Origin of the sequence: Cyclobacterium roseum (assembly GCF_010119225.1) — a bacterium.
GTDB lineage: Bacteria > Bacteroidota > Bacteroidia > Cytophagales > Cyclobacteriaceae > Cyclobacterium > Cyclobacterium roseum.
This window is the reverse complement of the sequence record NZ_WNKF01000007.1, coordinates 1-23,707: the sequence shown is the minus strand read 5'-3', so window position 1 is coordinate 23,707 and position 23,707 is coordinate 1. Positions and strand designations below refer to the sequence as shown.

Annotated in this window: 23 protein-coding genes; 1 reads left to right on the top strand and 22 read right to left on the bottom strand. The window is 39.8% G+C overall.

Annotated features, from left to right (window positions below):
- Positions 1-5: 5 nt before the first annotated feature.
- The 22 genes from GJQ68_RS11470 to GJQ68_RS11365 all read right to left on the bottom strand — a co-directional run bounded on the left by GJQ68_RS11470 (position 6) and on the right by GJQ68_RS11365 (position 20,133).
- Entirely contained in the window at positions 6-923 is a 918-nt protein-coding gene (locus tag GJQ68_RS11470; protein ID WP_162417434.1) for a glycosyltransferase family 2 protein, read from the bottom strand.
- 4 nt (positions 924-927) lie between these two features.
- Positions 928-2,073 (bottom strand): glycosyltransferase, encoded by a 1,146-nt coding sequence (locus tag GJQ68_RS11465; protein WP_162417433.1) that lies wholly within the window; start codon positions 2,071-2,073, stop codon positions 928-930.
- A gap of 44 nt (positions 2,074-2,117) precedes the next feature.
- Positions 2,118-2,840 carry an FkbM family methyltransferase gene (locus tag GJQ68_RS11460; RefSeq protein WP_162417432.1) on the bottom strand — a complete coding sequence of 241 codons (723 nt, stop codon included), beginning with the start codon at positions 2,838-2,840 and terminating at the stop codon, positions 2,118-2,120.
- 85 nt (positions 2,841-2,925) lie between these two features.
- Positions 2,926-3,693 (bottom strand): glycosyltransferase, encoded by a 768-nt coding sequence (locus GJQ68_RS11455; RefSeq protein WP_202927924.1) that lies wholly within the window; start codon positions 3,691-3,693, stop codon positions 2,926-2,928.
- A 43-nt stretch (positions 3,694-3,736) separates the two neighbouring features.
- The gene (locus tag GJQ68_RS11450; protein WP_162417430.1) at positions 3,737-4,330 is read right to left on the bottom strand and encodes a class I SAM-dependent methyltransferase; all 594 of its coding nucleotides are present in this window, start codon (positions 4,328-4,330) and stop codon (positions 3,737-3,739) included.
- A gap of 119 nt (positions 4,331-4,449) precedes the next feature.
- Complete coding sequence (locus GJQ68_RS11445) at positions 4,450-5,319, bottom strand: glycosyltransferase family 2 protein (protein ID WP_162417429.1); 870 nt, start codon at positions 5,317-5,319, stop codon at positions 4,450-4,452.
- A 28-nt stretch (positions 5,320-5,347) separates the two neighbouring features.
- The gene (locus GJQ68_RS11440; protein ID WP_162417428.1) at positions 5,348-6,460 is read right to left on the bottom strand and encodes a glycosyltransferase; all 1,113 of its coding nucleotides are present in this window, start codon (positions 6,458-6,460) and stop codon (positions 5,348-5,350) included.
- A 21-nt stretch (positions 6,461-6,481) separates the two neighbouring features.
- Positions 6,482-7,429: a glycosyltransferase family 2 protein gene (locus GJQ68_RS11435; RefSeq protein ID WP_162417427.1), complete on the bottom strand. Its 948-nt coding sequence runs from the start codon at positions 7,427-7,429 to the stop codon at positions 6,482-6,484.
- A gap of 37 nt (positions 7,430-7,466) precedes the next feature.
- The gene (locus GJQ68_RS11430; protein WP_162417426.1) at positions 7,467-8,249 is read right to left on the bottom strand and encodes a glycosyltransferase family 2 protein; all 783 of its coding nucleotides are present in this window, start codon (positions 8,247-8,249) and stop codon (positions 7,467-7,469) included.
- Positions 8,250-8,261: 12 nt separating this feature from the next.
- Entirely contained in the window at positions 8,262-8,960 is a 699-nt protein-coding gene (locus tag GJQ68_RS11425; protein WP_162417425.1) for an FkbM family methyltransferase, read from the bottom strand.
- Positions 8,961-9,635, bottom strand: a complete 675-nt coding sequence (locus GJQ68_RS11420; RefSeq protein ID WP_162417424.1) for an FkbM family methyltransferase — start codon at positions 9,633-9,635, stop codon at positions 8,961-8,963. It abuts the gene before it with no gap.
- On the bottom strand, positions 9,628-10,875 hold the full coding sequence (locus GJQ68_RS11415; protein WP_162417423.1) for an ABC transporter ATP-binding protein: 1,248 nt from the start codon (positions 10,873-10,875) through the stop codon (positions 9,628-9,630). Before GJQ68_RS11415 ends, GJQ68_RS11420 begins: the two co-directional genes overlap by 8 nt.
- Positions 10,876-10,913: 38 nt before the next feature.
- A complete protein-coding gene (locus GJQ68_RS11410) occupies positions 10,914-11,732 on the bottom strand; it encodes an ABC transporter permease (RefSeq protein WP_162417422.1) in 819 nt (272 codons plus the stop codon).
- Between the two features lie 11 nt (positions 11,733-11,743).
- Complete coding sequence (locus GJQ68_RS11405) at positions 11,744-12,259, bottom strand: class I SAM-dependent methyltransferase (RefSeq protein WP_162417421.1); 516 nt, start codon at positions 12,257-12,259, stop codon at positions 11,744-11,746.
- 580 nt (positions 12,260-12,839) lie between these two features.
- Positions 12,840-13,655: a sulfotransferase family 2 domain-containing protein gene (locus GJQ68_RS11400; protein ID WP_162417420.1), complete on the bottom strand. Its 816-nt coding sequence runs from the start codon at positions 13,653-13,655 to the stop codon at positions 12,840-12,842.
- 219 nt (positions 13,656-13,874) lie between these two features.
- Positions 13,875-14,597, bottom strand: a complete 723-nt coding sequence (locus GJQ68_RS11395) for a class I SAM-dependent methyltransferase (RefSeq protein ID WP_162417419.1) — start codon at positions 14,595-14,597, stop codon at positions 13,875-13,877.
- Positions 14,598-14,737: 140 nt separating this feature from the next.
- Positions 14,738-16,024, bottom strand: coding sequence for a hypothetical protein (locus GJQ68_RS11390; protein WP_162417418.1), 1,287 nt, complete (start codon positions 16,022-16,024; stop codon positions 14,738-14,740).
- A gap of 3 nt (positions 16,025-16,027) precedes the next feature.
- Entirely contained in the window at positions 16,028-16,945 is a 918-nt protein-coding gene (locus GJQ68_RS11385; RefSeq protein ID WP_162417417.1) for an O-fucosyltransferase family protein, read from the bottom strand.
- A complete protein-coding gene (locus GJQ68_RS11380) occupies positions 16,938-17,948 on the bottom strand; it encodes a GNAT family N-acetyltransferase (RefSeq protein ID WP_162417416.1) in 1,011 nt (336 codons plus the stop codon). Before GJQ68_RS11380 ends, GJQ68_RS11385 begins: the two co-directional genes overlap by 8 nt.
- 13 nt (positions 17,949-17,961) lie before the next feature.
- The gene (locus tag GJQ68_RS11375) at positions 17,962-18,681 is read right to left on the bottom strand and encodes a GNAT family N-acetyltransferase (RefSeq protein ID WP_162417415.1); all 720 of its coding nucleotides are present in this window, start codon (positions 18,679-18,681) and stop codon (positions 17,962-17,964) included.
- A gap of 1 nt (position 18,682) precedes the next feature.
- Positions 18,683-19,615 carry a glycosyltransferase family 2 protein gene (locus tag GJQ68_RS11370; protein WP_235941440.1) on the bottom strand — a complete coding sequence of 311 codons (933 nt, stop codon included), beginning with the start codon at positions 19,613-19,615 and terminating at the stop codon, positions 18,683-18,685.
- Entirely contained in the window at positions 19,612-20,133 is a 522-nt protein-coding gene (locus GJQ68_RS11365; protein WP_162417414.1) for an ArsR family transcriptional regulator, read from the bottom strand. The genes GJQ68_RS11370 and GJQ68_RS11365 overlap by 4 nt, the downstream gene beginning before the upstream one ends.
- A gap of 519 nt (positions 20,134-20,652) precedes the next feature.
- On the opposite strand from GJQ68_RS11365, the gene GJQ68_RS11360 reads away from it, so the two are divergent.
- Positions 20,653-22,788 carry an alpha-glucuronidase family glycosyl hydrolase gene (locus GJQ68_RS11360; RefSeq protein ID WP_162417413.1) on the top strand — a complete coding sequence of 712 codons (2,136 nt, stop codon included), beginning with the start codon at positions 20,653-20,655 and terminating at the stop codon, positions 22,786-22,788.
- Positions 22,789-23,707: the final 919 nt, after the last annotated feature.

Below are 23,707 nucleotides of genomic sequence, written 5' to 3'. Positions count from 1 at the left end.
ATTTGTTATTTGAAAAGGAGTGATTTATGAAATTCAAGAAAGACCTTTATCCCTGAAGGATAGGTAACCAAACCCATTAAATTAGAAAAGTAATAGCCTAATGATTTGCCCCATTTTTTTCCCTTTAGGGCATAATAGAAAAGATGAAAGCGGATTTGAAAAAGCTGTAGTTTGACACTTTTTCTATTCGGAAAAGCTGAATCCAACAATAGATAGGTGCTATAGGATAATTCTGATTTCTTAAAGCTACTTTGTGTTGACCATAGACCGCGCGCGTGAATCCTATAAACTGAAGGACCTATCCTCGCATCATAATAAAAATTCCCAAATTGTAAAACATAGACCCATAGAAAGGTATCCCCGTTGATAACCACTTTCTTAAATTCCTTTGGTAAGGCAAAGTTTGAAGGCTTCCGAAATACCACGGAAGCTGAAGGAATTTCGGGCATAATCGAAACTAATCCATCAAAATCCCAATTTCTTTTTTCCTTTTCCTGAATTGATGTAGAAAGACTATTTCCTTTTTCATCACATTTATGCCGGTTATGAAATGAGCCAATAAATTCCTTGGTGTTTTCCAAAAAATTGATCTGCTTTTGAAGTTTAAGTGAATCAGTCCAATAATCATCTCCATCACAGATTGCAATATAATCTCCCTGACAATGTTCCAACACCCAAAGGTAGTTCAGTGTAGAGCCTAAATTCTTTTCCTGTCTCTTATATCTTATCCAATGACCATTCACATGTTCCTGGATACATTTTTCTACAACTTTCTCTGTTTTGTCTTGGGAGTTATCATTGGAAATCACCAATTCAATTTCAAAATCAGCCGTTTGATTCAACACCCCCTCAATCGCCTCACCAATGTATTTTTCAACATTATAGGCAATCATACAGACACTTAACTTAGGCTTTTCTTTCACCTTGCTAATTTTCGAATTGGTAGAATTCCAACATAGATTTTAAAAAAGCCTTTTTACCACATTGACTGATGGCCAATTCCCTAATCAGTTCTGGGTGATAATTTGAATAATTCTTTTTCACATTGATAATGGCAGCAGCCATTTCTTTAGGTCGTTTTACAGGAACCACCAATCCTGTTTCGGAATTAACACTGTCTTCTACTCCCCCATTGGCGGAACTGACTATTGGCAAACCACACATCATTGCTTCCCTTACAGCAATTCCATGAGGTTCTTGAATACTAGGTGAAACAAACAAATGGGCTTGGTTAAAGACATCAGAAATTTGATCTCTCGGTACAAAAGGAATAAATTCCCCATTTTCAAAAATTTTCAGTTCTTTGCTTTTTCTAACAAACAGATTTTCCTGAGGGTTAGGTGATTTTCTATTCGCGCCTTTTCCAATCATGATAAAGCGGATCTCCGGATCAGATTGAAGCACAATTGCCATGGCCTTCATAAAATCTTCTGAACCTTTGGTCGGAAGTGAATTAAGAAGTGTAATGACCGTGAATTCCTTGCTTCTTTTAGTTAAATCAATCACATATTGATCTTCATCGACCAAATTCCAGATCACCTTAGGGTTGCATTGAGGCTGATGCATCATCACTTGCCGGCGCTCATCCCAACTCACCGCGGCAGTTTTTTGAGCCGATTGAAATGCATCCATAATCAAGGTAGAACGCATTTTAGAATAGTAGTGAAAAACAAAAACCTGATGCTCCAATATCACAAACGGAACTTTCGCCTTTTGACTAATATGGTGGGCGTAAATGCCTGCATCCATACCACTTTGCGCATGAATCAAGTCCGGTTCCCAACCTGAGCCAATTAGACTACGGTAGGCTTTTTTAAAAAGCCGCTGTTCCAATTTGATCTGCAGTTTATCTGGAATTCTTCTGTTTGCGGGAAAATCAAACCCATAAGCTGTTGGACCTTGTTGGACTTTGTCTGTAGAAATCGGCCAAGCGGGTTTCAACCAAGATTGAATAAAAACCCAAATCCAACGGAGCAAAGGATACGATTTCTTTTCCCCAAAAAGTACTTGCAAATTAAGCCCTTCTTTACCCTGAAGAAATTGTGCTTGTTCCTGAAAAAATGATCCTTTCAAAGGTTGATTAGGAGTCGGGTACCAGGAAGGGATAATAAGGATCTTTAAATCCGACATTTAATTTTTAAATTCTTACTTAAACATACCAAATCCAAATCATCTCTGAATAAAAAATAATCATCCTTGAAAATAGAAATTGCGCCATTCTGTTGATCTGTGGATAGATTTTTAAATTCAAATTTTATCATTTTCGCACTGAATTTTTGAAAATCTATGGTTTTGAGAATCTGGTAATCATAACCTTCCGTACCTAATTGCAAATAATCTACACTCAAAAATTCCGGATGGGATGCTAACAAATCATCGAATCTTATTCCTTCAACCTCAACCCTATCAATCTCATCTAATTTTACATTTAAATTGGTCAGATGGTTGATATCCACTGACCCAATGCCCGCCGCCCATGCTGGATGGTTCTTCAACCCGATATCATTTAATTCAAATAGCTCCAAAGTTCCGGCTTTCTCGAAGACGGCGTAGGGAAGCAATTGAATTGGTTTGAAGTGCTTATAGTTTGACTTTAGTTTCTCAAAGTATCTCGGTGACGGCTCCAAAATCAATCCGGTTGAATTCCTTGTTGTTACTTTAGAATAAAGGGTATCAAAACTTACTCCGTCATTCCCGCCTATTTGAATAAATTTAAACTCCTTGTTTTTAGGGAAATTCGAATCGAAGGTTCTGTCAAAATCGAAAACAATGTCTCTCCGGATAAATTTATTTCCTATTATAACTTTTGCAACAGACGAATTAAAATTCAATGCATCCAATATTCGATTGTATAAAAAAATATTTATTTTATGTTTCAATTTCATTTAAAATAAAATAATTGGGAATTTATACTTCGTGACATATTTAATTAAAATACATTAAAAATTTATTTCCTACTTTTTTTAATGTTCTTGAATAAGACCTAATTGTAAATTTTAAAACCTCTACAAAAGATGGAAATTTTTGATATCGAAAGCCAAAATTCCGCTTAAAATCAGGCTTATTAAACTTAATCACCCTTCCATAAAAACCTGTGCTGTCATTCATTCCATGAATAGATACACACCACATGGATTGTTTAATTTTTATATCGACCTTGTAGGAGTCAGTTCTATATTCAGTATGTTGTTTGTAAAATACAGTTTTAAAACCATCCCCAGTTCTTTTTTCAATAAGAGATAAAAAAGCGTTATATCGATGCACCATTATTGAAGAAACACCTGTAGGAATATGGTAGACCAATCCTTTATTAAAATTAATGGCTTCATATTTCTGATCATTAAATCGTATTTGAACATTCTTTATAAAGTGCTTATGAAGCATATCATCTGTATCTACCCTACTGGATATCAGGTATTTAAAGTCTGATCCCAAATATTGTTGAATATCACATTGAAGGTATTTGGTAATATTAAAACTCTCGTAGTGATGGGATATCAACTTAATAAAAGGATATGGTTCAAAAGTTTTTTCCAAATCATTTCTGACTTTTAAAGGAGTTTCAGAATCGATATAAAAAAACCAAGAGAAATCTTTATTAGATTGGTTGAGGATTGACGGAAAACAGAACTTTTTAAAAATCCCCACTCTTTCCAATAACCATGTATCAGGGTCAAATCCTCTACCTGCCATTTTCGTTTTGTAGAAGACATTGAGTCGTGAAATTAATAGATGTTTATATTCCATGCTCAGCCTTTTGAAAAAATGAGGTTTGTGTGAATCGTTTGGAATTCACTGATGGACCAAAACTTCTGAAAAGTTGCCAGTTACTAATCGATGATATGGTATAAGAATAGGATTTTCTATGAGAATTGTCAACTACTAAATAACCTCCATTCTTTAATTTTGGGATTGAATTTTTTATGCAAGCATTCCTTGCCTTCCCATCTATCAGGATTAAATCAAAATATTGATCTTCAAAATCAGAAATGGAGTTAGAATATTTCCAGTAATCTAATAAATCATTGTCTTCATCTGAGATAATACCTGCTGTGGTGATTGGTTTATCTTCTCCTTTTATCAAGCTCAAATTGAGATTTTGAAAACCTCCTATTTCTTTTTCAACAAGGTTATACCAAAGTTCATCATGTTCAACGCTGTGAATTTCTTTTACCCTAGTTACAAAAAATTTTGTAGAGCCACCACTTCCAAATTCAAAGACTTTCATTTCGGGCTTGATTAATTCCTTTAGGTAATCAATTGCCTCAAAGGTTATCCAAGGTATTCCCAAAATCAAGGGAGATTTAGAATAATCCATGTTAGTTTTCATGTAAGGCAGATAGTATTTCAGCGTCCTTCTTAGAGATTCTTTCCGGTTGATTACCCTTACACATTCCTTAAAAAACCAATATTGAATATGGAGAAGGCTATCTTTCAAATAATTTCTAATCATTCATTCAACTTAAATAGATTATAAATATTCTTCTTTATTGAGATTTCAATTTTGTACATTTTGTACATCACTTTATTTACAGTAATTGGGAAATCCATTTGATTTTGATCGCAAAAAATCCCAACTGCTCCAGACCAATAACATTTATTGTATAGATGGAATTGGCCATTTTCAATTAAGTGTCTTCTTATTCTATTCCTCAAATCAAGCCAATTACTAATCCTTTGCATTTTTTTATTTGGATCTGTGCTGATGGAATTTTCAGTTTTATGGATTAAAGTAAGATATCGCCTATCATAAACTATATTAGGTTGCCTAGTTACTAACCTGAACATCAATTCATACTCTTGGCTGCTGCTTAGATTTTCATTCCAACCACCAACCATCAAAAGGTATTTCTTATTCCAAAGATTGGAACAAGTGTCCCCCAATTTACTTCGAATTAATCCTTTCCAAATATATTTATCAGATGTCCTGTTATGTCCTCTCCCGTCGGGGAAGACATGAACACTGTTACCGACTACAAATGCTATCTCAGAAGACACCAAGTTGATCTGTCCTTCAAGCTTTCCATTAATCAGCTCATCGTCAGCATCCAAAAATTGAATCCAGTTAGATTTAGCTTTTGTCAAGGCTAGATTACGTGATGCTGCCGCTCCCTTGTTTTCTCGGTTTCGATGTGCGAGTAAACACACTGCTGGAAATTTTTCAGCAAGTTCTTGAGATAAGGTATAAGATCCATCTGTTGAACCGTCATCAACTATTATAACCTCTGATACCAATGGGTCATTAAGCACCGAAAATATAGCTCTTTCAAGGGTTTTTTGGTTGTTAAATACAGGAATAATTACTGAAACTTGTTTCATTCAAAAATTGTGGTGAAAGATTGGCATTTCAGTTTTTGATTATTATTTTATTTATCAATTTATTCCAAGTTTCCTTGTAAAGTACCTGAGAATGGTATTTGAAAATAAATTTCTTGTTTTCTTCACCCATTCTCTTTGCTAGGTCCCTATCATCATATAATTTGATTATGGCTTTTGCCATTCCTTCAATATCTCCTTCTTTAACTAAATAACCATTGATTCCATTTTGAATTATATCTGGAATACCTGCATGGAATGTACTTACAATAGGGATACCTGAAGCCATCGCTTCTAGAATAGCAACTGGAGTTCCTTCTCTATTTCCATTTGATGCTGTTTTACTATGCTGGATAAAGCAAAAGGATATTCCCATTTCAAAAGCAATTTCATTAGGGCTTAAAACACCCGCAAAATCAACACATTTTAGATTCAAGCCTTCAGCAATATCTTTACAAATATTCAATAAGGGCCCGTCACCAATAAATTTAATTTTAATATCCGGTCTTATCTTTTCTACTTCCTTCATAGCGAGTAAGGAAAGGTATGGAGCTTTTTTTTCCACAAATCGTCCTATTGCCAGGACTTGATTTGAATTATAGTCAGGTGAAATTTCAAAAAATCTTTCCACAGGTGAATATCTGATCAAGTGAATTTTATCAGGAATGCACCCCAATCCAATAATATTAATTTTCATTTCTTCAGAAACAACTATGATGGCACTTGCATATTCAAACATGGAAACATATTTGACCTTGTATTTTTGAATAACTTCGTTGACACTGGCATCATAACCATGAAAATGTACTATCATTGGTATTCCTAATTCTTTTGCCACTTTAGTCATTTCCGCTCCCGACTGACCATAATTAGCAAGAATTAAATCAATATTTTTCCTCTTTAAGTATTTTATAAGATTTCTTTCGGCCAAGGACCACTTTAAATAGCCTAATTTTTCTAACCCTTTAAATATCAAGGGGGCATTGTAATGGTTTTGCAATTCCGAGTCTTCAGAATGAAATGGTATAAATCCCCCATAACAAAAATGAATATTCCCATCAATACTATTCCGCAGATTTCGCACGAATGTTTCTGAATATGCCTCCTTAGAAGGTGAAGAAAAGCAAATATTTAATTTTTTCAAAAAATTATGAAAATTTATAAATTAACTTCGATTTTGAGAGAATTTTCCAACAAGCCTACCTATCTTAAATTTCGTGAAATTCAAAATCAACAAAAATCTATTTTTATAAATGTTTAAGTTGAATAATTCATTTTTAGAAAATATATCTAAAAAACTAAATAAAGAAAACCACTTCTTTTGCAATGATAAAAATGTTGAATTATTTAATTGAAAATTACTTTTAATAAATATTAAAATTAAATATTCTTCATAAATTCTCTTTCTTTTTTTTGATAAATCATTATGATTTCTTGAAACTGATGAATGATTTCTAAAGTAATTATTGCTTAAGCTTAAAAAGCCAATATTCACATCCTTAAGAATAAGAATCCACAAATACCAATCACCGCAAAAAGAGAAATTTAATATGACGTCCCAAAATTGCTTTTTTACTAAAGATTTTCTAAAAAGACAAGCACTTGCATTAGGTATGACATTTTTGTAACATAAATATTTTTCAATGAAATACTTACCAGGAATTACCCAATTATCAGTCCAAATATTTGGTTTAAAATCATCAGTCCAATGAATTCTATTTTCGATTATTCTCCCATTAAAATCAACATCATTTGACTGACAATAAAGAAAACCCACATCCTTATCTTTTATAAATTTTAGGATATTTTTTAAAAAATTTAAGTCGGAGAAATCATCACTCTCCGCTATCCAAATCCATTCATTTTGAGCTAAATCAATTCCTTTTTTCCATTGCCTAAAGGGACTTCCAGAATTGGATTTATTCCGAATACAATGACTTACTTTAGGGTGATATTCAAATTCCTTTAAAATTTCCCAGCTTCCATCAGTAGAAAAATCATCCAACAAGATTATTTCAAAATTATTAAAAGTTTGGTTCAGAATTGAATCCATTCTCTGCCGGAGGAACAGTGCATGATTGTAACATGGAACTATTATGGAGATACGGAACACTACTGATCTGAATATTGTAATTGGGATTGGAACCTGATTACCTACTGATTTTCAGTAGAATGTCTGGAATATAATACATCAGCCGAAATATTTGTTTTGAATTTCGATTTTTCAAATGTTTTATTAACTCTAATTTTATCAGATAAAGTTTCTTGCGGAGGACTAACGTGTTTTTAGAATAGCGAAGGTAATTCAACATTTTATCTTTCTCAAAAGGCACATCTGTGGATATGGAACTGAAGCCTCCGTCTGCATAGTTTGCAATTACTTCGTTAATAAAAAGATAATGAATGCCAGGTGAAAGAAACCAACGCATATTATGGTCCCAGTCGGCTTTTGACTTGTAGTGAATATTAAAATTACCAATCCGGTTAAACAGCGACCTCTTAATAAATATAGCCTGGTGACAGATATTTCGCTTTAAAATTTTATTCACATCAAACAAGCCGTCATACAAGCCATTGAACCGGGTACTGTATACATTTCCATATACAACCTCCAGTTCAGAGCGACATGCTGATACCACCTTTCCGAGAACATCATTCGAATAGAGCTGGTCGTCACTACCTAAAAAATATAACCACTCTCCTTTCGCCAGAGCCACACCCTTATTCATGGCATCGTAAATACCGTCGTCGCATTCGCTTATAATTTTGATACGAGGATCCTTGTAATCATTTGCAATCTGAACGGTATTATCTTCCGAATTACCATCCATAACCAGTACTTCGTAATTTTGATAGTCCTGATCAAGTATGCTTTCTAACGCAAGGGAAAGTGTGCTTGCAGAGTTGTAGGTTGGAAGTACAATTGAAAACAAAAGCGAATCCATTTAGATAAACCAAAAATCCTTCTTGACCATAATGGCATTCAAGTTGGTATTTGCATATTCATAGTAGCCTTTATCACCTAAAAATTTAATCAACTCTTTTCTTCTCGCTCCTGACCCCTCTGGAGAATACTCCGATGCTTCAACACAAATAACTTTGGGTGAAGACTTTTCAAAGTCAATTGATTTTAATATTTTAAAATCCAATCCCTCTACATCGATACTCAAAAAGTCAGGAAAAATACCATTACAATAATGATTTAAAATACTGGTTATGGTCGTCAATTTAATTTTATAAACTCTATCAAGCCTTTTCCCATTTGCGATTAGCTGATGGTATTCTTCTTTTGAAAAGGTACTTAGAGTATTATCTAACATAATATAGAAATCCAACTCCTCTTCTATATCACTTATTCCAATATTCAGGTTAATATCTTTTGGCCGATAAATCTCAAAAGCATTATGCAAGAGTGGGTTTGCCTCAATATTAATACCCTTACAACCCTTCTGATAAAACAATTCCGTATTGTTTAAAAATTTAGGATGATGAGCTCCGATATCTAAATATTGAGGAAAATATATACCACGTAATTTAAATACATATTCTATTATTAAATCTTCCCCACATTGGGAATATGATTTTTTAAAATATGGATCTAAACCCATTCTACTTTTAATTATATTCTTAATACTTGTAATCATTTATTCAAGAATAAATAAAGCATCTGCCCAACCCATTCTACCATTATTAATTTTATTTACATTAGAAATGTCATAAAGATGAAATCCATAGCTACGCAAAAATATTTCAACTTCAGAAAATAAGTTTTGTCCTTGATAAATAGGCAAAAATTCCACTTCGGCAAAAATTACTTTTATTTTATTATTTTTTAATAATTCTTTAGCTCCTTGGAGTACCTGATAAGTATTTCCTTGAACATCAATTTTAAGAAAATCAATTTTATCTAAATGATGAGTTTTACAAAACTTATCAATAGTTAGAGTCTCCACTTTTACTATTCCTTTAGTCATTGTGAGTTTTGAAATATCATCAGCCAAAATTTTAGAGGGTAAAAGTGAATTTGTTTCGGCAAAATTATTTGAATAAAAATCTAATTGTCCTTCCTTATCTGAAAGAGCTATTTGAAAACATTTAAACCTACTATTTTCTTCAAGCCTATTTTTCAATATTTCAAATGATGGTGGAAAGGGCTCAAACGCAAAAACTCTAGCATTACTTGAATAATTTAATAATTTATTTGCTATTCCACCTTGATAGGCACCAACATCAAAAATTATATCTAAGTCAAGTCCCTTTACAAATTCAAGAGGATCAGGATTCACATATTTCTTATTTTTTTTGAAAATTTTAAACATTTGAAGTTATTTCAATCACATATGCCCCATAATTCCATGATAGTAATAAATCCTTTTGTTTGGAAGTAGGTTTTAAAATTTCAAACGATATGCAATCTTCACACCTATCATAAAACTTAACAAAAGGTTTTGTAATATCTATACTTAATAAATACTCACCAACAGCAATTGTTTTTGTATTTATATTAAATTCAAAATTATTTTTACCTTTATTTAATTTAAGTTGATCAAAATGATCGAATGTTCCCATAGAACCAAATCCAACAGGTATTTGCAAATCAGAGGTTTTCACCCTAATATCAAGTGCTACCGATGTTTCTAAATTGCTTAGTAATTGGATAAATAAAGTTACATAACCGTCCAAATCTTCTTTAGAATTTTCAATATATGCCATATTAACAATTACTTCATAATTTTGATTATCTATAATTCTATTGAATTTTTTTTCACTCGTTTTACCTAAATAAAGATGCAAGACTTCAGAGGTTTTTCCAATTTTTTGAAAATTCCCGTTTTTAAGAACTAAAGAATTTGAACAAAGTTCTTTGACTGCACTCATATTATGACTTACAAATAAAACAGTTCTTCCCTCATATTTACTGACCTCCCCCATCTTACCTAGACATTTTTGCTGAAATTCGAAATCTCCAACAGATAATACCTCATCAATAATCAATATCTCAGGTTCCAAATGAGCCGCTACTGAGAAACCCAACCGTACGCGCATGCCGGAGGAATAAAACTTAACCGGAGTATCTATATATTTCCCTACGCCAGAGAAATCAATGATTTCATCAAGCTTGCGGTCGATTTCCCTTTTGGTCATCCCGAGAATGGTCCCATTCATATAGATGTTTTCCCTCCCTGTCAGTTCGGGATGAAATCCTGTACCTACTTCCAGCAAGGCTGCTACCCTTCCGTACATTTCAATCCGGCCTGAAGTGGGCTCTGTGATTTTGGATAGAATCTTTAGCAAAGTAGATTTACCAGCTCCGTTTTTTCCGATAATTCCCAAAACTTCCCCCTGCTTTACTTCAAAACTCACATCTTTCAGAGCCCAATGTACCCCTTCCTCCTCTTCTCCCTGAAACTTACCTAGGTTCTTGATCTTTCTAAAGTTGTCAATAGGGTATTTTAGTACATTTACCATCTGCTGGGCAAAAGTATCCGCCTTTTTTTCCTGCAGGCCAATACGGTAGCGCTTGGAGATGTTTTCTACTTTGATTATGGTATCTGACACTTTATCAATAATTTAAAATGTAATCTTCATCGGTCGAGTTAAGCCACATCCGCAAAAACCTTCTCCATTCGGCGGAAATAAAACAAGCCAAAAACAAAAACTGCCATAGCCACAATTGCCCCTGGCCAAATCCATTCCCAAGGCATGGGCCTGGAAAGAAACATAGCCCGGATGCCTTCAACCACCCCCACCATGGGATTGAGGGAATAAACAAACTGCCACTGATCAGGTACCGCAGTGGTACTGTACACCACAGGAGCCAGATAAAGTAACAACTGCACCACAAATGTCAGGGCATATTTCACATCCCTGTATTGTACCGCCATAGCCGAAAGTATCATTCCAATCCCCAAAGAAGCCATCAATAGCTGCACCAAGAGCAAGGGTAAAAATACCAGGTTCCATCCCGGCATGACTTGAAAATAGATCAATAATCCCAGAAGCACTATAAAGGATATGATGAAATCCAGGAGTTTGGAAAAGATGGCAGCCAAAGGTAGAATTAACCGGGGAAAATAGACTTTGGTAATCATCCCCGCATTGGCGACAAGGCTATTAGCGGATTCGGAAAGGGTTCCTGAGAAATAATTCCATGGCCACAAAGCCAAATAGGAAAATAGAATATAGGGCATGCCATCAGAATCCACTTTGGCCAAGCCCCCAAATACCACTGTAAATACCAAGGTGGTAAACAAAGGTTGAATAATGGCCCAACCAACTCCCAATACAGATTGGGCATAGCGGGCTTTGATACCCCTGACCGTCAAAAAATACAACAGGTCCTTGTATCTCCATAACTCTCCTACATCTACTACCTTCCAGCCTTTGGAAGGTTCTATTACACTGACTTTGGACATTGGAATTCAGACTAAATTTTGATATCAGACAATTTCCACAAAGCCATACATTTGTCGAAATACATACCGTGGTAATCTAAATTATTTTCATGGATTAATTTGAGTGGCTTAGGAAGGTTAAAGGGTTCCTTTTCGAGATTGATTGGCCTCCAGCCACCTGTTTGAATAGCACGGTTAACCCCTCTGTCTGTATAGGAAGTGGTCAGTAAATACTTTGAACCTGATTTCTTAAAGTTTGACAGGGACTGATGGATATCTTCAAATGAAAAATGAACCAAACAATCACGACAAAATATCAAATCTACCTGAGGCAATCCACCGGCCATGATATCCCCGATTTGAAAAGGCAATTTGGAATTATGGGCATACTTAGCATTCAAAGAATCAATTATGTCTTCCACTATATCCATTCCAATATAAGAAATCCTGGTTTTATCCAGGTGTTTCATCCAATTAAAATCGCCGCAAGGCGCATCCAACATACTTTTAATTTCAAACTCTTTGGTCAAGCGGTCAAGCTTTTTCAATAAGGTTTTGGTATGCTGTATTTCCGAACCCCTGCCCGATGAGCTCTCTGTTGACCCCCAGGTATTTTTGAAATATATCTTATTAAAAACATCATTGGTATTCTCGGCATCCGATAAAAAATTCTTCGGGTAGTAAATGTATTCATTGGCATGGATATCGCCCTTGAACTTTCTAAAATAATACCTTAGTATTTTTAACATAGTATAGAATTGCTGTTATGCCTTCAGCTAGAAATTTTAGTTCATTTTCCTAATGCACAGGTGAACATATGGTTAAGATTGGTTTCCCTGCCCCGGAGGTATTGGATATAAACTTAGAATTATTTATCTGATTCAGGAATTGGGCCAAAAAAGTCAATTCATCCCTTCAATGAAGGGTCACTAAACGCATTCTTAAGTTTTTGGCCCTTCTTTTTTGGTTTTTACCAATTTTTAAAAAAATGCAGAAAGAGCCTTAGCCTAATGGACTGGTTCAGATTTTTTAAATAATTACAACTTTATCGGTTAAGAATCTATATATTAGAATGGTAATGCTTTTTATTATCATATCAATTTTAATAAATTAATATAAAAGTAAAAATCATCTATTAAGTAATTCTAATGAATATTCATATATTAAATAATCAAGATGATTTGAACTCTTGAATTCTTGCTTTATTTCTTCTGATAGCATCCCATAAAACTTTTCAGAATTTGATCTATTAATATTTGGAATTGATCTATTTACTTTCATTCGCAATTTTTCAGACAATAATTCAATTGACCTATTAAATTCTTCCATTATTCCGATAAAAAAATAATTGTCCAATCTCTCTTTGTAATTATTGATATCACACTCTAATATTTTTGAATAATAGTTATTGCCATGTAAAATGTAATCCTCCAATTCTATTCCTTTAACATAAGAATGCCCCTTTTTTATTCCGAAGGAATACAAAGAAACGCGATGAGTTAATGGATCCCTCAAAAATGAAATCAATTTAACTCTGGGACAATCGTATATCCCTTTGAACCTACTGCTTAGAAAAATTTCATTATAAAAATAATGACCTGACATTGCTTGAAAAGGTTTTAACGCTAGATAATTGGGTACTTCTTTCTCATGCACCTTAAGGCTTTCTAAAAAATCGAAATGGCACTCAAACTCTAACTCATGAGGAGGGTAATCATAAATTACAGAAAAAAAATCACTAAGTATGACATTAAAACTTGTCCCGCCACACTTAGGAATATGATTATAAATAAAAACAGGCTTTTCTCCCAAAATATTGTCTCTCTTTGATTTATTGAAAAAATACCTTAAAAATGGCTTTCTACTCAAATAAAAATATTTCAATCTTTGATATAGCTTACTTCTCCTTATTTTAAAAATAGTATTAGTAATGCCTTGTTTCATTCTTGATTTTAAGTCGGAAATTCATTTTAACTGAAAGAAGGGTAAAATCAATTTTAATCACGGCCTTTACCTATAACCATTGGACATACGACTTGTAGAATAAATAATAATTCACTTTTAGCAAATTGAAAATAAATACCTAGTCGGCGACCAATTTTGAAATGGGATTTGCAATAAGACAGCAGGATTAAACTTTAATTTCCTTGAATATGCTACAAATTAGATATTCAGATTCTTTAATTCCCACGCTAGAAGCATCTTATCCCTATGCTTTCCTCCTCCTTCCATACACTTTTCATTAATTATTTTGATGGGTGGGGGGAAATTAAAGGGTGGTTTTTGCAAGTTTAGAGGCCTCCAATATCCAGTTGGAATGTCTGTGTTGCTATTCCGATCAAAAAAACTGGTGGCCAAAAGGTATTTTGATCCTGATTTTTTAAAATTAACCAAGGTTTTTTTGATATCTGCAAAGGAAAAATGAACCAGGCAGTCTCTACACAGTATCAAATCAACCCTTGGTAAATCACCTGTAATAATATCTCCTGTTTTGAATTTAACACCTCGTTTATTCCAATATTTTGACCTATTGAAGCGTATCAGATCTTCCACAATATCAATTCCCAAATAGTTTATCCCATCCAGATTCACCTGGTTCATCCAGTTGAAATCTCCACAGGGAGCATCTAAAATCGATGTCACTTCCAACTCATGAAATAACCTTTCCAGTTCAGGAATAATGACATTGGTCTGATTTACGTCTGAACCTGTTCCTGAGACACTTTCCCCATACACCCAATACTTCTCTTTATAAATCTTTGAAAATACTTCCTCAGTACTAAGGCCATCTATATCCAGCTTCTTTTTCTTCCGGAATGATCGGTAAAGATCCATTAAAAAAATCGGCGATGCGTTTTTTAGAAAGGTCTTAATTTTTTGGATCACTTTTTACTTGGCGGATATTGGTAATTGAACATAAAGGACTCAAACCTCAGCTAACAGGTAGCTTCCGTAAAGCCCCGTAAATTGCGGTGGTTTTTTCGGAAACTTTCATTACTCCTTATCTCCTAACAGCAGTGCTTAATCTACCAATAATTAAATGCTTCCCTTTCAACCCCTATGGCTTTTTGCTTCTTCTGAACTTCCATACAATCCGCTCCATAAACCCGTCCAAACCCCTTCACCATACTCAGCACATGGTGCGCAACCAACCTCGGAGAAGAAAACTCATCCACAAACCTACCCAGAAAAGGGCCCAGACGCCCTCCATGCTGCTGGCCAATGTCCTCCGTCAGATGAGGCACCTTGTGCCGGGGCAGGATCTCTACAAAACCGGCTGCCAAGGCGGTGGGTATTAACATATGGGATCCATGCACTCCGATCACCACCTGACTTGTTCGGAAAATCTCATTCCACCTTCGCTCTACAGACTCCACGATATGCGGTACCCGCTCATCCTCCCAACCTTTTGGAAAACGAGCACTTGTATTCAGCCCTGTCACCAAAAAACGAGCCTCCGGTAGGGCATTTTGAATCCGCTTGCGAAGCCTTCCCAACAAATGCACCTGCCGGAAGCATATCATGTCCCTAACCAGGAACTGGAAGCCAAACTTGATGGAAGCCTTGTACAACAAATCCAGTAGTCTGCTATTCAGCCAAAACCTGTCGCTGCGCCAGATAAAGGTGAGCTGCAAGGGTAACTTTTCAAAATCCTCCAGGTCAAATGGCCGGGCCTGCAGTATTTCGTCAACATCCAATCCCTCCAGCGGGGGATGTACCGGTACTTCACTCAATGCCACGGAAGCAAACCGTTTAAATTGTTCCTTTACCCAGGCATCCAGCCCCTGAACCCCTTTTCCCAACTCCTCCAGCGGCAGGTCCACCGACCAGATCTCTACTTCCGAATCGGTAATCAACCAACAGCAGCGAGCTGGCAGCAATACCGCCAGGGTTTTGAAGGGATATTGTTTTTTAAGCAAATACACGTTCCAGAGCTTGGTAAAAACATGTCCGAAACAACTGTCCAGGCAATTAACTAGCAACAGCTCTCCTCCGGGATTTGGCTGCAATAGTGCTATTTCCACCTCTGCGCCAGCGTCTTTTTGAAAGGAGCGGATCAGGGGCAAGGCCATCCAGGACCCTTCCTGCCGGTTGTACCGGGCATACCTTCCGTCCCGGGCACAAACCACGGGATAAAGGGCAGCATGTCCGATCGGCAACGTCACGTAAAAGTCAAGCCCGCAATCACTGCAGTTCTGTTCAGCTAACACATGCGTTCCCTGGAAAAACAGTTCGCCGGCATCCTTACTTTCCGCTCCACATCGGGGGCAGTTGGCAGGAGTGGATGCGTTATAGGGGTAGATATCAATCATGGATTACCACTTTCGGATTCCCCATTGGTTTAACCGATAGGCCAGCAAGGTTTTTCGTCGGGACCAGGCCGCAGCACCGCTTTCGGCCAGGGTGTAAGGAGTTTCCGGTTGAAACACCAGCGCCGCATAGGATAAGTTGGATGGCGAAAGAATCAGCTCCTGGCAAAAGGATAGGGAAAGACAATCCAAAAGGGCTTGTTCTCCCAAAAGAATTCCATTTGTGCTACCGCCATGATCGTGTATAGCCTTTTGGTTAGCCGAGCGAATAAAATCATGGGCCAGGACTTTTTGCGGAAATTTGGTTTTCAGCATTTCTAAAAAAGCTGCATCATCCGTTGCTACAAATAAGCGGTCAAAGGCTGGTATTCTTTTTTCAATTGTATTTATCAGTACCCGCTCACTAACAGGGGGCACTTCCGTAGGATGATCGGTACGCCTCGCATGCAAACCTAGTATTTTAAATCCCTTGAACCTTTGCTTTATGGCATCTACTTTTTCGAGTAACTTATCCTGAAGCCGGATTTCCGATTGAAGCGTTTGATGAAGCGAGCGTATAAAATGGCGATTCCATATTCTCAAGGGATGCGTTTCATACCGAAGATTAATAATGGGATTAAATCCCGGAGACGGACTTCCCTGTACCATCAATGCTTCCCAAAAATTGATCGGATCGCTGTTCTCATTCCCACTGTAGGCATACTGCACATTAGAAAAATCTACTCTGTAAGGCAAGTCATATTTTTTTGCAAAAGCCATTCCATACAATACTTGCAAAAAAAGGGAGAAAAAACCCCGATCACATCGACCATTTGGATGGTCCTTGCATAGAAATTCGTCTTTATAGCACGTAATGACATAGCAGGCATTTTTAATCTGCAATTCCCGCCTTCTCTCCGGGCTAATGGCTGACCTTTTAGGCATCTGTTAGCCCACTTTTCCAGTCATACACTTGATCCAGCCGTCGCCAGGCTGCAGGGGCCAGGCTGTAGTGGGCATGTACAAAGGTTTGGGCACCAAAACTTTCCTTCCAGCGAAAAAGTTGCCGGTTGATTTTTTTTCCTCCACACTCATTGGAATGACCAAAATCCAGGTACTTCCTTCCATTCGCCTGTGTAGTGCACAGGTAATGGATCAGCCAATCCAGGGCATGTGCCTTCCTGCCTTCCTCATTAGTGGCCAGGTATTGGGTATGCAAACAATTGGGTGTCAGGTAAACCGTGGCACCGGCCAGAGGAGTTCCCTCCCTGTACACCGTAAATTGCCGGATAGTTTCGGGGTGCCGGGCCTTTAAATAACGCATCTGATCCTTGCTGTGGGTGGGCGCTTTTTGATAACGGTTTTGCAAATTAGGTACCAGCAATTTATCCCAAAACAAGCCCACATCAGCCTCCTCCCGAATTTCCAATCCAGATTTTGATGCCTGGCGAATCGTTGCCTTCCGACCTTTGTGTCTGACCTTAAGGGGTAATGGTATGGCTAGAGACAATTCCATTTGGCTGGTTTCGGCATTTGCCAACTGCATGATATAGGACAGGGATTCCTGAAACCCGACTCCATAAAAAGAAGGCGTTGCCTTGATGCGGAGCTGGCTAATTCCCTGCTCCTCATAGTATCGCAGTAGTTGAAGATACCATTGCAATTCCTGATCAAATGAACAGGGCTTATGGATCAGCCCTGCATAACTGAGCCCTTGATGGGAATACACTTCCTTTTCTTCCCTATGCGCGGCAAAGACTGCTACCGGGCAGTTTTTGGAATAAATAAGCACCGAAGCATCCTGAAATCGGTTCCCATGGTAGGCCAGAAAAGACCGTTGGTGCATAAGCGTGGCATTGGGTGCCCCTTGCAGCACTTCCTCCCAGTCTCCGGCAAGTTCCGGGGTATAGGCTTTTACTTGAATCCTGGTGTTTGGTTGAGCGATCAACTATTATTCGGTGTCATTTAGGATTTCCCGGCCGCCAGTGGGCAATCAGCGTTTCCTTCATGGGCTGAAAGCCTGCGCGCCCGTAAAAGTCCATGGCCCGTTCATTGGCCTTTTGGGTAGAAAGCCCCACTTGCACCAGGCCTCTGGCGTACACCTCCTGAAAAACCCGGTTCATCAAATTCCTTCCAATTCCTTTTCCCTGAGATTTCCCCTCCACGGCGAAAAGGTCTACGTAAGCCCTTCCCCTGAGCATGCGGAAGGTAATAAATCCCAATAGTCGTTTGCCTTTTCTGGCCACCATGACCCGGTGATTTTGCCTGGTGATGGTTTCCCACCAGGTGCTGTAAAGTTTCTCGTATTCCTGATTGGCCAAAAGGGGATCCTGCCGGAATCGGGACCATTGTCCACTGCTCAGTACCAGTTTACGTAATTGGCGCTGATCGGTAGCAGAGAGGGAGACGGACAGGTCTTGTTCACTAATGCAGACCTTATCCAATTCATCGGATTCCAACTCCAGATCAGCCTTTCGGATGCCTTTTACCAGGTCTACCCGGGTGCTGATGGGCGGCCAACCTCCCATTTTGACCAGGCCGGGTTTGCCCATCACGTATACCAATTCGTAATCGTTTGCCTGGGATTGCACACGGGCCAAATCGGGCAGCGACTTTTCCAGGGAAAGTTTGCCTACGCGGTAGCCAAAAAGCGAGGAGTCAAAGGGTAAAAATTGTATCATATCAGGTTCGTTGATCTACGACATATAAAGGCCGGTTTTTGACACCTTCAAAGATCCTTCCCACATACAACCCGACCAGGCCCATGGTCATCAGGATAAGGCCTGCCAATACCCAAATGGATACGATCAGGCTGGCATATCCTGGCACGACAATACTTCCGGAGAAATACCGTATCAAGGTGACCATTGCAAATATAAACCCAATAGAGGCAATTAAAAAACCTAATTTCACGGTAAGACGAAGGGGCTTATCCGAAAATGCCAATAAGGCATTCAATCCCAGGTGAAATTTAGTCCGGAAGACGTAATTGGAATCTCCGCTGACTGAATTCCCATGAGCCACGTCAAAGGTACCCTGGCGGAAACCCAGCCAATGTACCATGGCAGGAAAATACCGGAAAGATTCCCTCATCTGAACCAGTTCATTGATCACCCGCTTATGGTATATCCCGAAGTTTCCTACGGCCGGATCGTGTGACAAGCCACTCATATAGGAGAATACCTTGTAAAATAGTTTCGACCCCCATTTCTTTCCCCAGGAATCCTTCCTTCGGACCCTTCTGGCCAAAACCACATCGTAACCGTGCTGGGCCTTACTCAGCAGGTGGGGAATTTCCTCCGGCAAATCCTGCAGGTCGGCATCCATGACCACTGTCCATTCGCCGACTGCGGCATCCAAACCGGCCGCAATGGCCTGGTGTTGTCCGAAATTCCGGCTTAGCCGAATGCCTTTGATAAAACCTTCCCTGGCAGCAGCTTCCCGGATGATCTCCCAACTGCTGTCCAGGCTGCGATCATCCACCAGGATCAATTCTACCTGAGAACTGATCCCAACCATTACCTCCCGAAGCCTCCGGATCAACTCTCTCAGACTGGAGGCTGATTGAAACACCGGCACGATCACCGAAAGGAAAATTCCCGGTTCTGCTTTCACTGACCTTCTTTTTCGAAAACCACCAAACCGGACAATGCTTCCACGGGCATTGTTTCTCTTATTTCTATTTGCAATTTTCGCTGGATCTTTTCCTCTGTTTTTTGAATTAAAAACGCCAGGTATTCCGCATTGATCGCTTCGCCCACAAGCAGTAGCTCAATCGTTCCACTGTCCTTCCCTTCGGCATAGTCGCCCAGAATGATGGCTTTCTTTACGTTGCCCAAATTATTTACCACCTGCTCAATCAGGTCATCGAAGCCCAGATACTTGCTCACAATGCTGCGAATCTCCTGATACAAGGGGTGGGCTTCATTGGCCTGGTAGCTTTTGGTCTTCCCGTTGTTTTGCCAGTGCAAAAGGCCCGCTTCGGAAAGCCGGTTTAACTCCACCCGTACCGAATTGGTAGATTCTTTAAATTCTTCGGCCAGACCTCTGAGATAACCCCGGTTGCCGGTATTTGAGAAAAATTTAACCAGTAATTTAATCCTGGTCTTGGAGGTAATTAGTGAATCCAGCAAAGGAAGTAGCCGTAAATGGAACGATAATAAAGGAGTGAAAAACAAATAACCGGACACAAAATCCAATAAAGTAGCGACGGATTGAAACCGGCCCCAGGTGCTTTTACAGCTTCGCCAGGTAAGCCACAGGGATAGAGTAACAAATTTACTCGTTCATAATAAAATAACAACTTTTCTCCTTTTTTTATTTAAAAAGTGAGATCAGACCTTCCGCCTTTTACGTGTTCAAGGCCCAGGCATCCCCCCGATTTAATCCATCCGGGATAGTGTATTATTTCCTAAAATCCGCAAACCTGTCCCATTTTGGTGGCTATTCAATCAACCACAAACGTTGAGCAGATGACACCTGACCGGCTGTATCCATTCCTCATCAGTTGGAAATGAAGGTTAGGTTTCGGATCGATCTCCGGAAGAAACTTCCGATCGCTAATCTTTGGAAACCTTGCCTTATAATGCCTTGATTTACCAGAAATGTGTATTTTTGAACATTGCTGAACAAACCAATTTCCCCTTAAAAACATGAACCCATACCTACGCCTATTGACATTTCTTATCCCACTGCTCCTACAGGGTATAAGCCCACTATTTTCCAAGGATGGTTATAAGCTATGGCTGCAATACCATCCCCTGGAATCCCCACAAAAAGTCCAACGCCTGATGGGGGCCATTCGTGTGGAAGGGGATTCGCCCACCCTTGCTATCCTCAAAAAAGAATTGCAGCTGGCCGCCAATGGTTTTTTTGACGAAAACCATCCGCTAGCATTTGATTATCAAGAAGAAAGCGCCCGCTTGATCATCAGCAAGCGCAGTCCACAGAGATGGGATCCGGCCGACAAGGGAAGCCTGGGTAGGGAGGGATTTCGCCTGCTTCAAAATGATGCAGGAGCCATCTGGATAGCTGCAGATACCGATATCGGTTTGCTGTACGGCACTTTTAAATGGCTGCAGTTAATGCAGGCTGGACAATCCATTCCTGCAGCAGGTTTCCACAGTGAGCCCAAAATCCAACGCCGGATCCTGAACCATTGGGACAACCTGAACCGCACCGTGGAGAGGGGTTATGCCGGAGCATCTATTTGGAACTGGCACCGCCTGCCGGACCATATTGACCAGCAATACCACGATTATGCCCGAGCCAATGCCTCCATTGGCATCAATGGAACCGTGGTGACCAATGTCAATGCCAATGCACTGGTATTGACCCCGGAATACCTTGAAAAAGCGGCAGCTTTGGCCGATGTTTTCCGGCCCTATGGCATTACCCTGTACCTCACGGCCAGGTTTTCGGCCCCTATGGAACTGGGCCGCCTGCCCACCGCAGATCCCCTGGACCCAGAAGTGCAGGAATGGTGGAAAAAGAAAGCGGAGGAGATCTACCAGTATATCCCGGATTTTGGTGGATTCCTGGTAAAAGCCGATTCAGAAGGGCAACCCGGCCCACACAATTACCAGCGGAGCCAGGCCGATGGGGCCAACCTGCTGGCGGATGCCCTCAAACCGCATGGAGGCATTGTCATGTGGCGGGCATTTGTTTACAGCGAAGACACTCCGGATGACCGGGCCAAACAGGCGTATCAGGAATTTCAGCCTTACGATGGGTCCTTCAGAGACAATGTGATCGTACAGGTCAAAAACGGAGCCATTGATTTTCAGCCCAGGGAGCCTTTTCATCCCCTTTTCGGTGCCATGCCCCAGACACCGCTTATGATGGAATTTCAGATCACCCAGGAGTATCTGGGCCAGGCCACCCACCATGTTTTTTTGCCTTCCCTTTACACGGAGGTATTGCAGAGCGACACGTATGTCAATGGTCCGGGATCCACCGTAAGCAAGGTGATCGACGGCAGTTTACACGGGTATTCCCTTACCGCCATGGCAGGGGTGGCCAATATCGGAACGGACCGAAATTGGACCGGCCATCACTTCCACCAGGCCAACTGGTTTGGCTATGGCAGATTGGCCTGGGACCCGCAAACATCACCGGAAACCATTGCCGATGAATGGCTGCGGCTCACCTTTACCAATGCCCCCGAATTTATTAAGCCGGTCAAAAAAATGATGCTCCAATCGCATGAAATGGCCGTCAATTACATGACACCCCTGGGTTTGCACCACATCATGGCCTGGAGTCACCATTATGGACCCGGCCCCTGGGTAACGGACCGGCACAGAGATGACTGGACGGCCACCTATTACCACAAGGCCAGTGAAAACGGCGTAGGCTTTGACCGTACCGCATCCGGCAGCAATGCCCTCGAACAATATGCTCCCGAACTTCAAGAAAAATGGGGCAATCTGCAGCAGATTCCGGAAAAATACCTGCTCTGGTTTCACCATGTTCGCTGGGACCATCCACTCAAAAGCGGACGAACCCTTTGGGATGAAATGGCCCTGCGGTATCAAAAAGGCGTGGACGAGGCCCGGGAAAATGTAGCCACCTGGCAAAACCTGCAGTCCCATGTGGACGAGGAAAGACATGCCCATGTACTGTCTTTTTTGAAAATACAGGCCAAAGAGGCTGTCTGGTGGAAAGATGCCTGCCTGCTTTACTTCCAGCAGTTTGCCCAATCACCGCTTCCTGATGGAGTGGAGCCACCGGAAAAAAACCTGGAATATTTTATGGGCATCCGCCACAGGTATGTTCCCGGTAATTAAGTACAAATGTGACCGTTATGATCGTCATTGCGAGCCCAGCGAACCAATCTGATTCGGCGCGTGCGCGTAAGGATCACGAAAAAGGGCATTTAAATACGCCGGACGTTTACGTCTTCCGACAGACTGCCGCGGGTGCTGGGGCGGTTGATGAAATACGGTTGGAGTCAGGTCAGCACCCTACCGATGACATATTTTTACCACCCCCTGTCTCCCCCTCCTGAAAACAGGAGGGGGCTGGGGGGAGGTTATTTGATATCGCTCTTTATTTTTTTTAACACTTTGATTTTTAAACAGTTAAAAACAAATACCGTCATCCCGATTTCTGCGTTTAAAAAAAGCTAATTCTCGCAGTGCCGGGAGGCGTTTCCAGTGCGCACACCGCGTCATTGCGAGCGCCAGCGAAGCAATCTGAACGGGAGCGTGCGCGTAAGGATCACGAAAAAAGGTATTTAAATACGCCGGATGTTTACGTACTCCGACAGACTGCCACGGGTGCTAGCGCGGGAATCGAAATCCGAATGGGGTTAGGTCAGCACCCTACCGATGACGTATTTGATAAGTATTTGATATTCAATATTATATAATTACTACGAAAATACATCGTCATCCCGATTTCTGCGTTTTTTAAAATGTTAATTCTCGCAGTGACGGGAGGCGTTTCCAGTGCGCACACCGCGTCATTGCGAGCGCCAGCGAAGCAATCTGATTCGGAGCGTGCGCCTAAGGATCACGAAAAAGGGCATTTAAATACGCCGGATGTTTACGTCTTCCGACAGACTGCCGCGGGTGCTGGGGCGGTTGATGAAATACGGTTGGAGTCAGGTCAGCACCCTACCGATGACGTATTTTTACCACCCCCTGTCTGAGGCTGTCCGAAAAGGGCAGCCTTTTTTATGCGGCTATTTTTCCGGAATATTCG

Coding starts and splice junctions, on each gene's coding strand:
- GJQ68_RS11445 (WP_162417429.1), bottom strand. CDS start 5,319: ATGAAACAAGTTTCAGTAATTATTCCTGTATTTAACAACCAAAAAACC.
- GJQ68_RS11385 (WP_162417417.1), bottom strand. CDS start 16,945: ATGCCTAAAAGGTCAGCCATTAGCCCGGAGAGAAGGCGGGAATTGCAG.
- GJQ68_RS11425 (WP_162417425.1), bottom strand. CDS start 8,960: ATGATTACAAGTATTAAGAATATAATTAAAAGTAGAATGGGTTTAGAT.
- GJQ68_RS11400 (WP_162417420.1), bottom strand. CDS start 13,655: ATGAAACAAGGCATTACTAATACTATTTTTAAAATAAGGAGAAGTAAG.
- GJQ68_RS11390 (WP_162417418.1), bottom strand. CDS start 16,024: ATGATTGATATCTACCCCTATAACGCATCCACTCCTGCCAACTGCCCC.
- GJQ68_RS11450 (WP_162417430.1), bottom strand. CDS start 4,330: ATGAAAACTAACATGGATTATTCTAAATCTCCCTTGATTTTGGGAATA.
- GJQ68_RS11410 (WP_162417422.1), bottom strand. CDS start 11,732: ATGTCCAAAGTCAGTGTAATAGAACCTTCCAAAGGCTGGAAGGTAGTA.
- GJQ68_RS11360 (WP_162417413.1), top strand. CDS start 20,653: ATGAACCCATACCTACGCCTATTGACATTTCTTATCCCACTGCTCCTA.
- GJQ68_RS11375 (WP_162417415.1), bottom strand. CDS start 18,681: ATGATACAATTTTTACCCTTTGACTCCTCGCTTTTTGGCTACCGCGTA.
- GJQ68_RS11420 (WP_162417424.1), bottom strand. CDS start 9,635: ATGTTTAAAATTTTCAAAAAAAATAAGAAATATGTGAATCCTGATCCT.
- GJQ68_RS11455 (WP_202927924.1), bottom strand. CDS start 3,693: ATGGCAGGTAGAGGATTTGACCCTGATACATGGTTATTGGAAAGAGTG.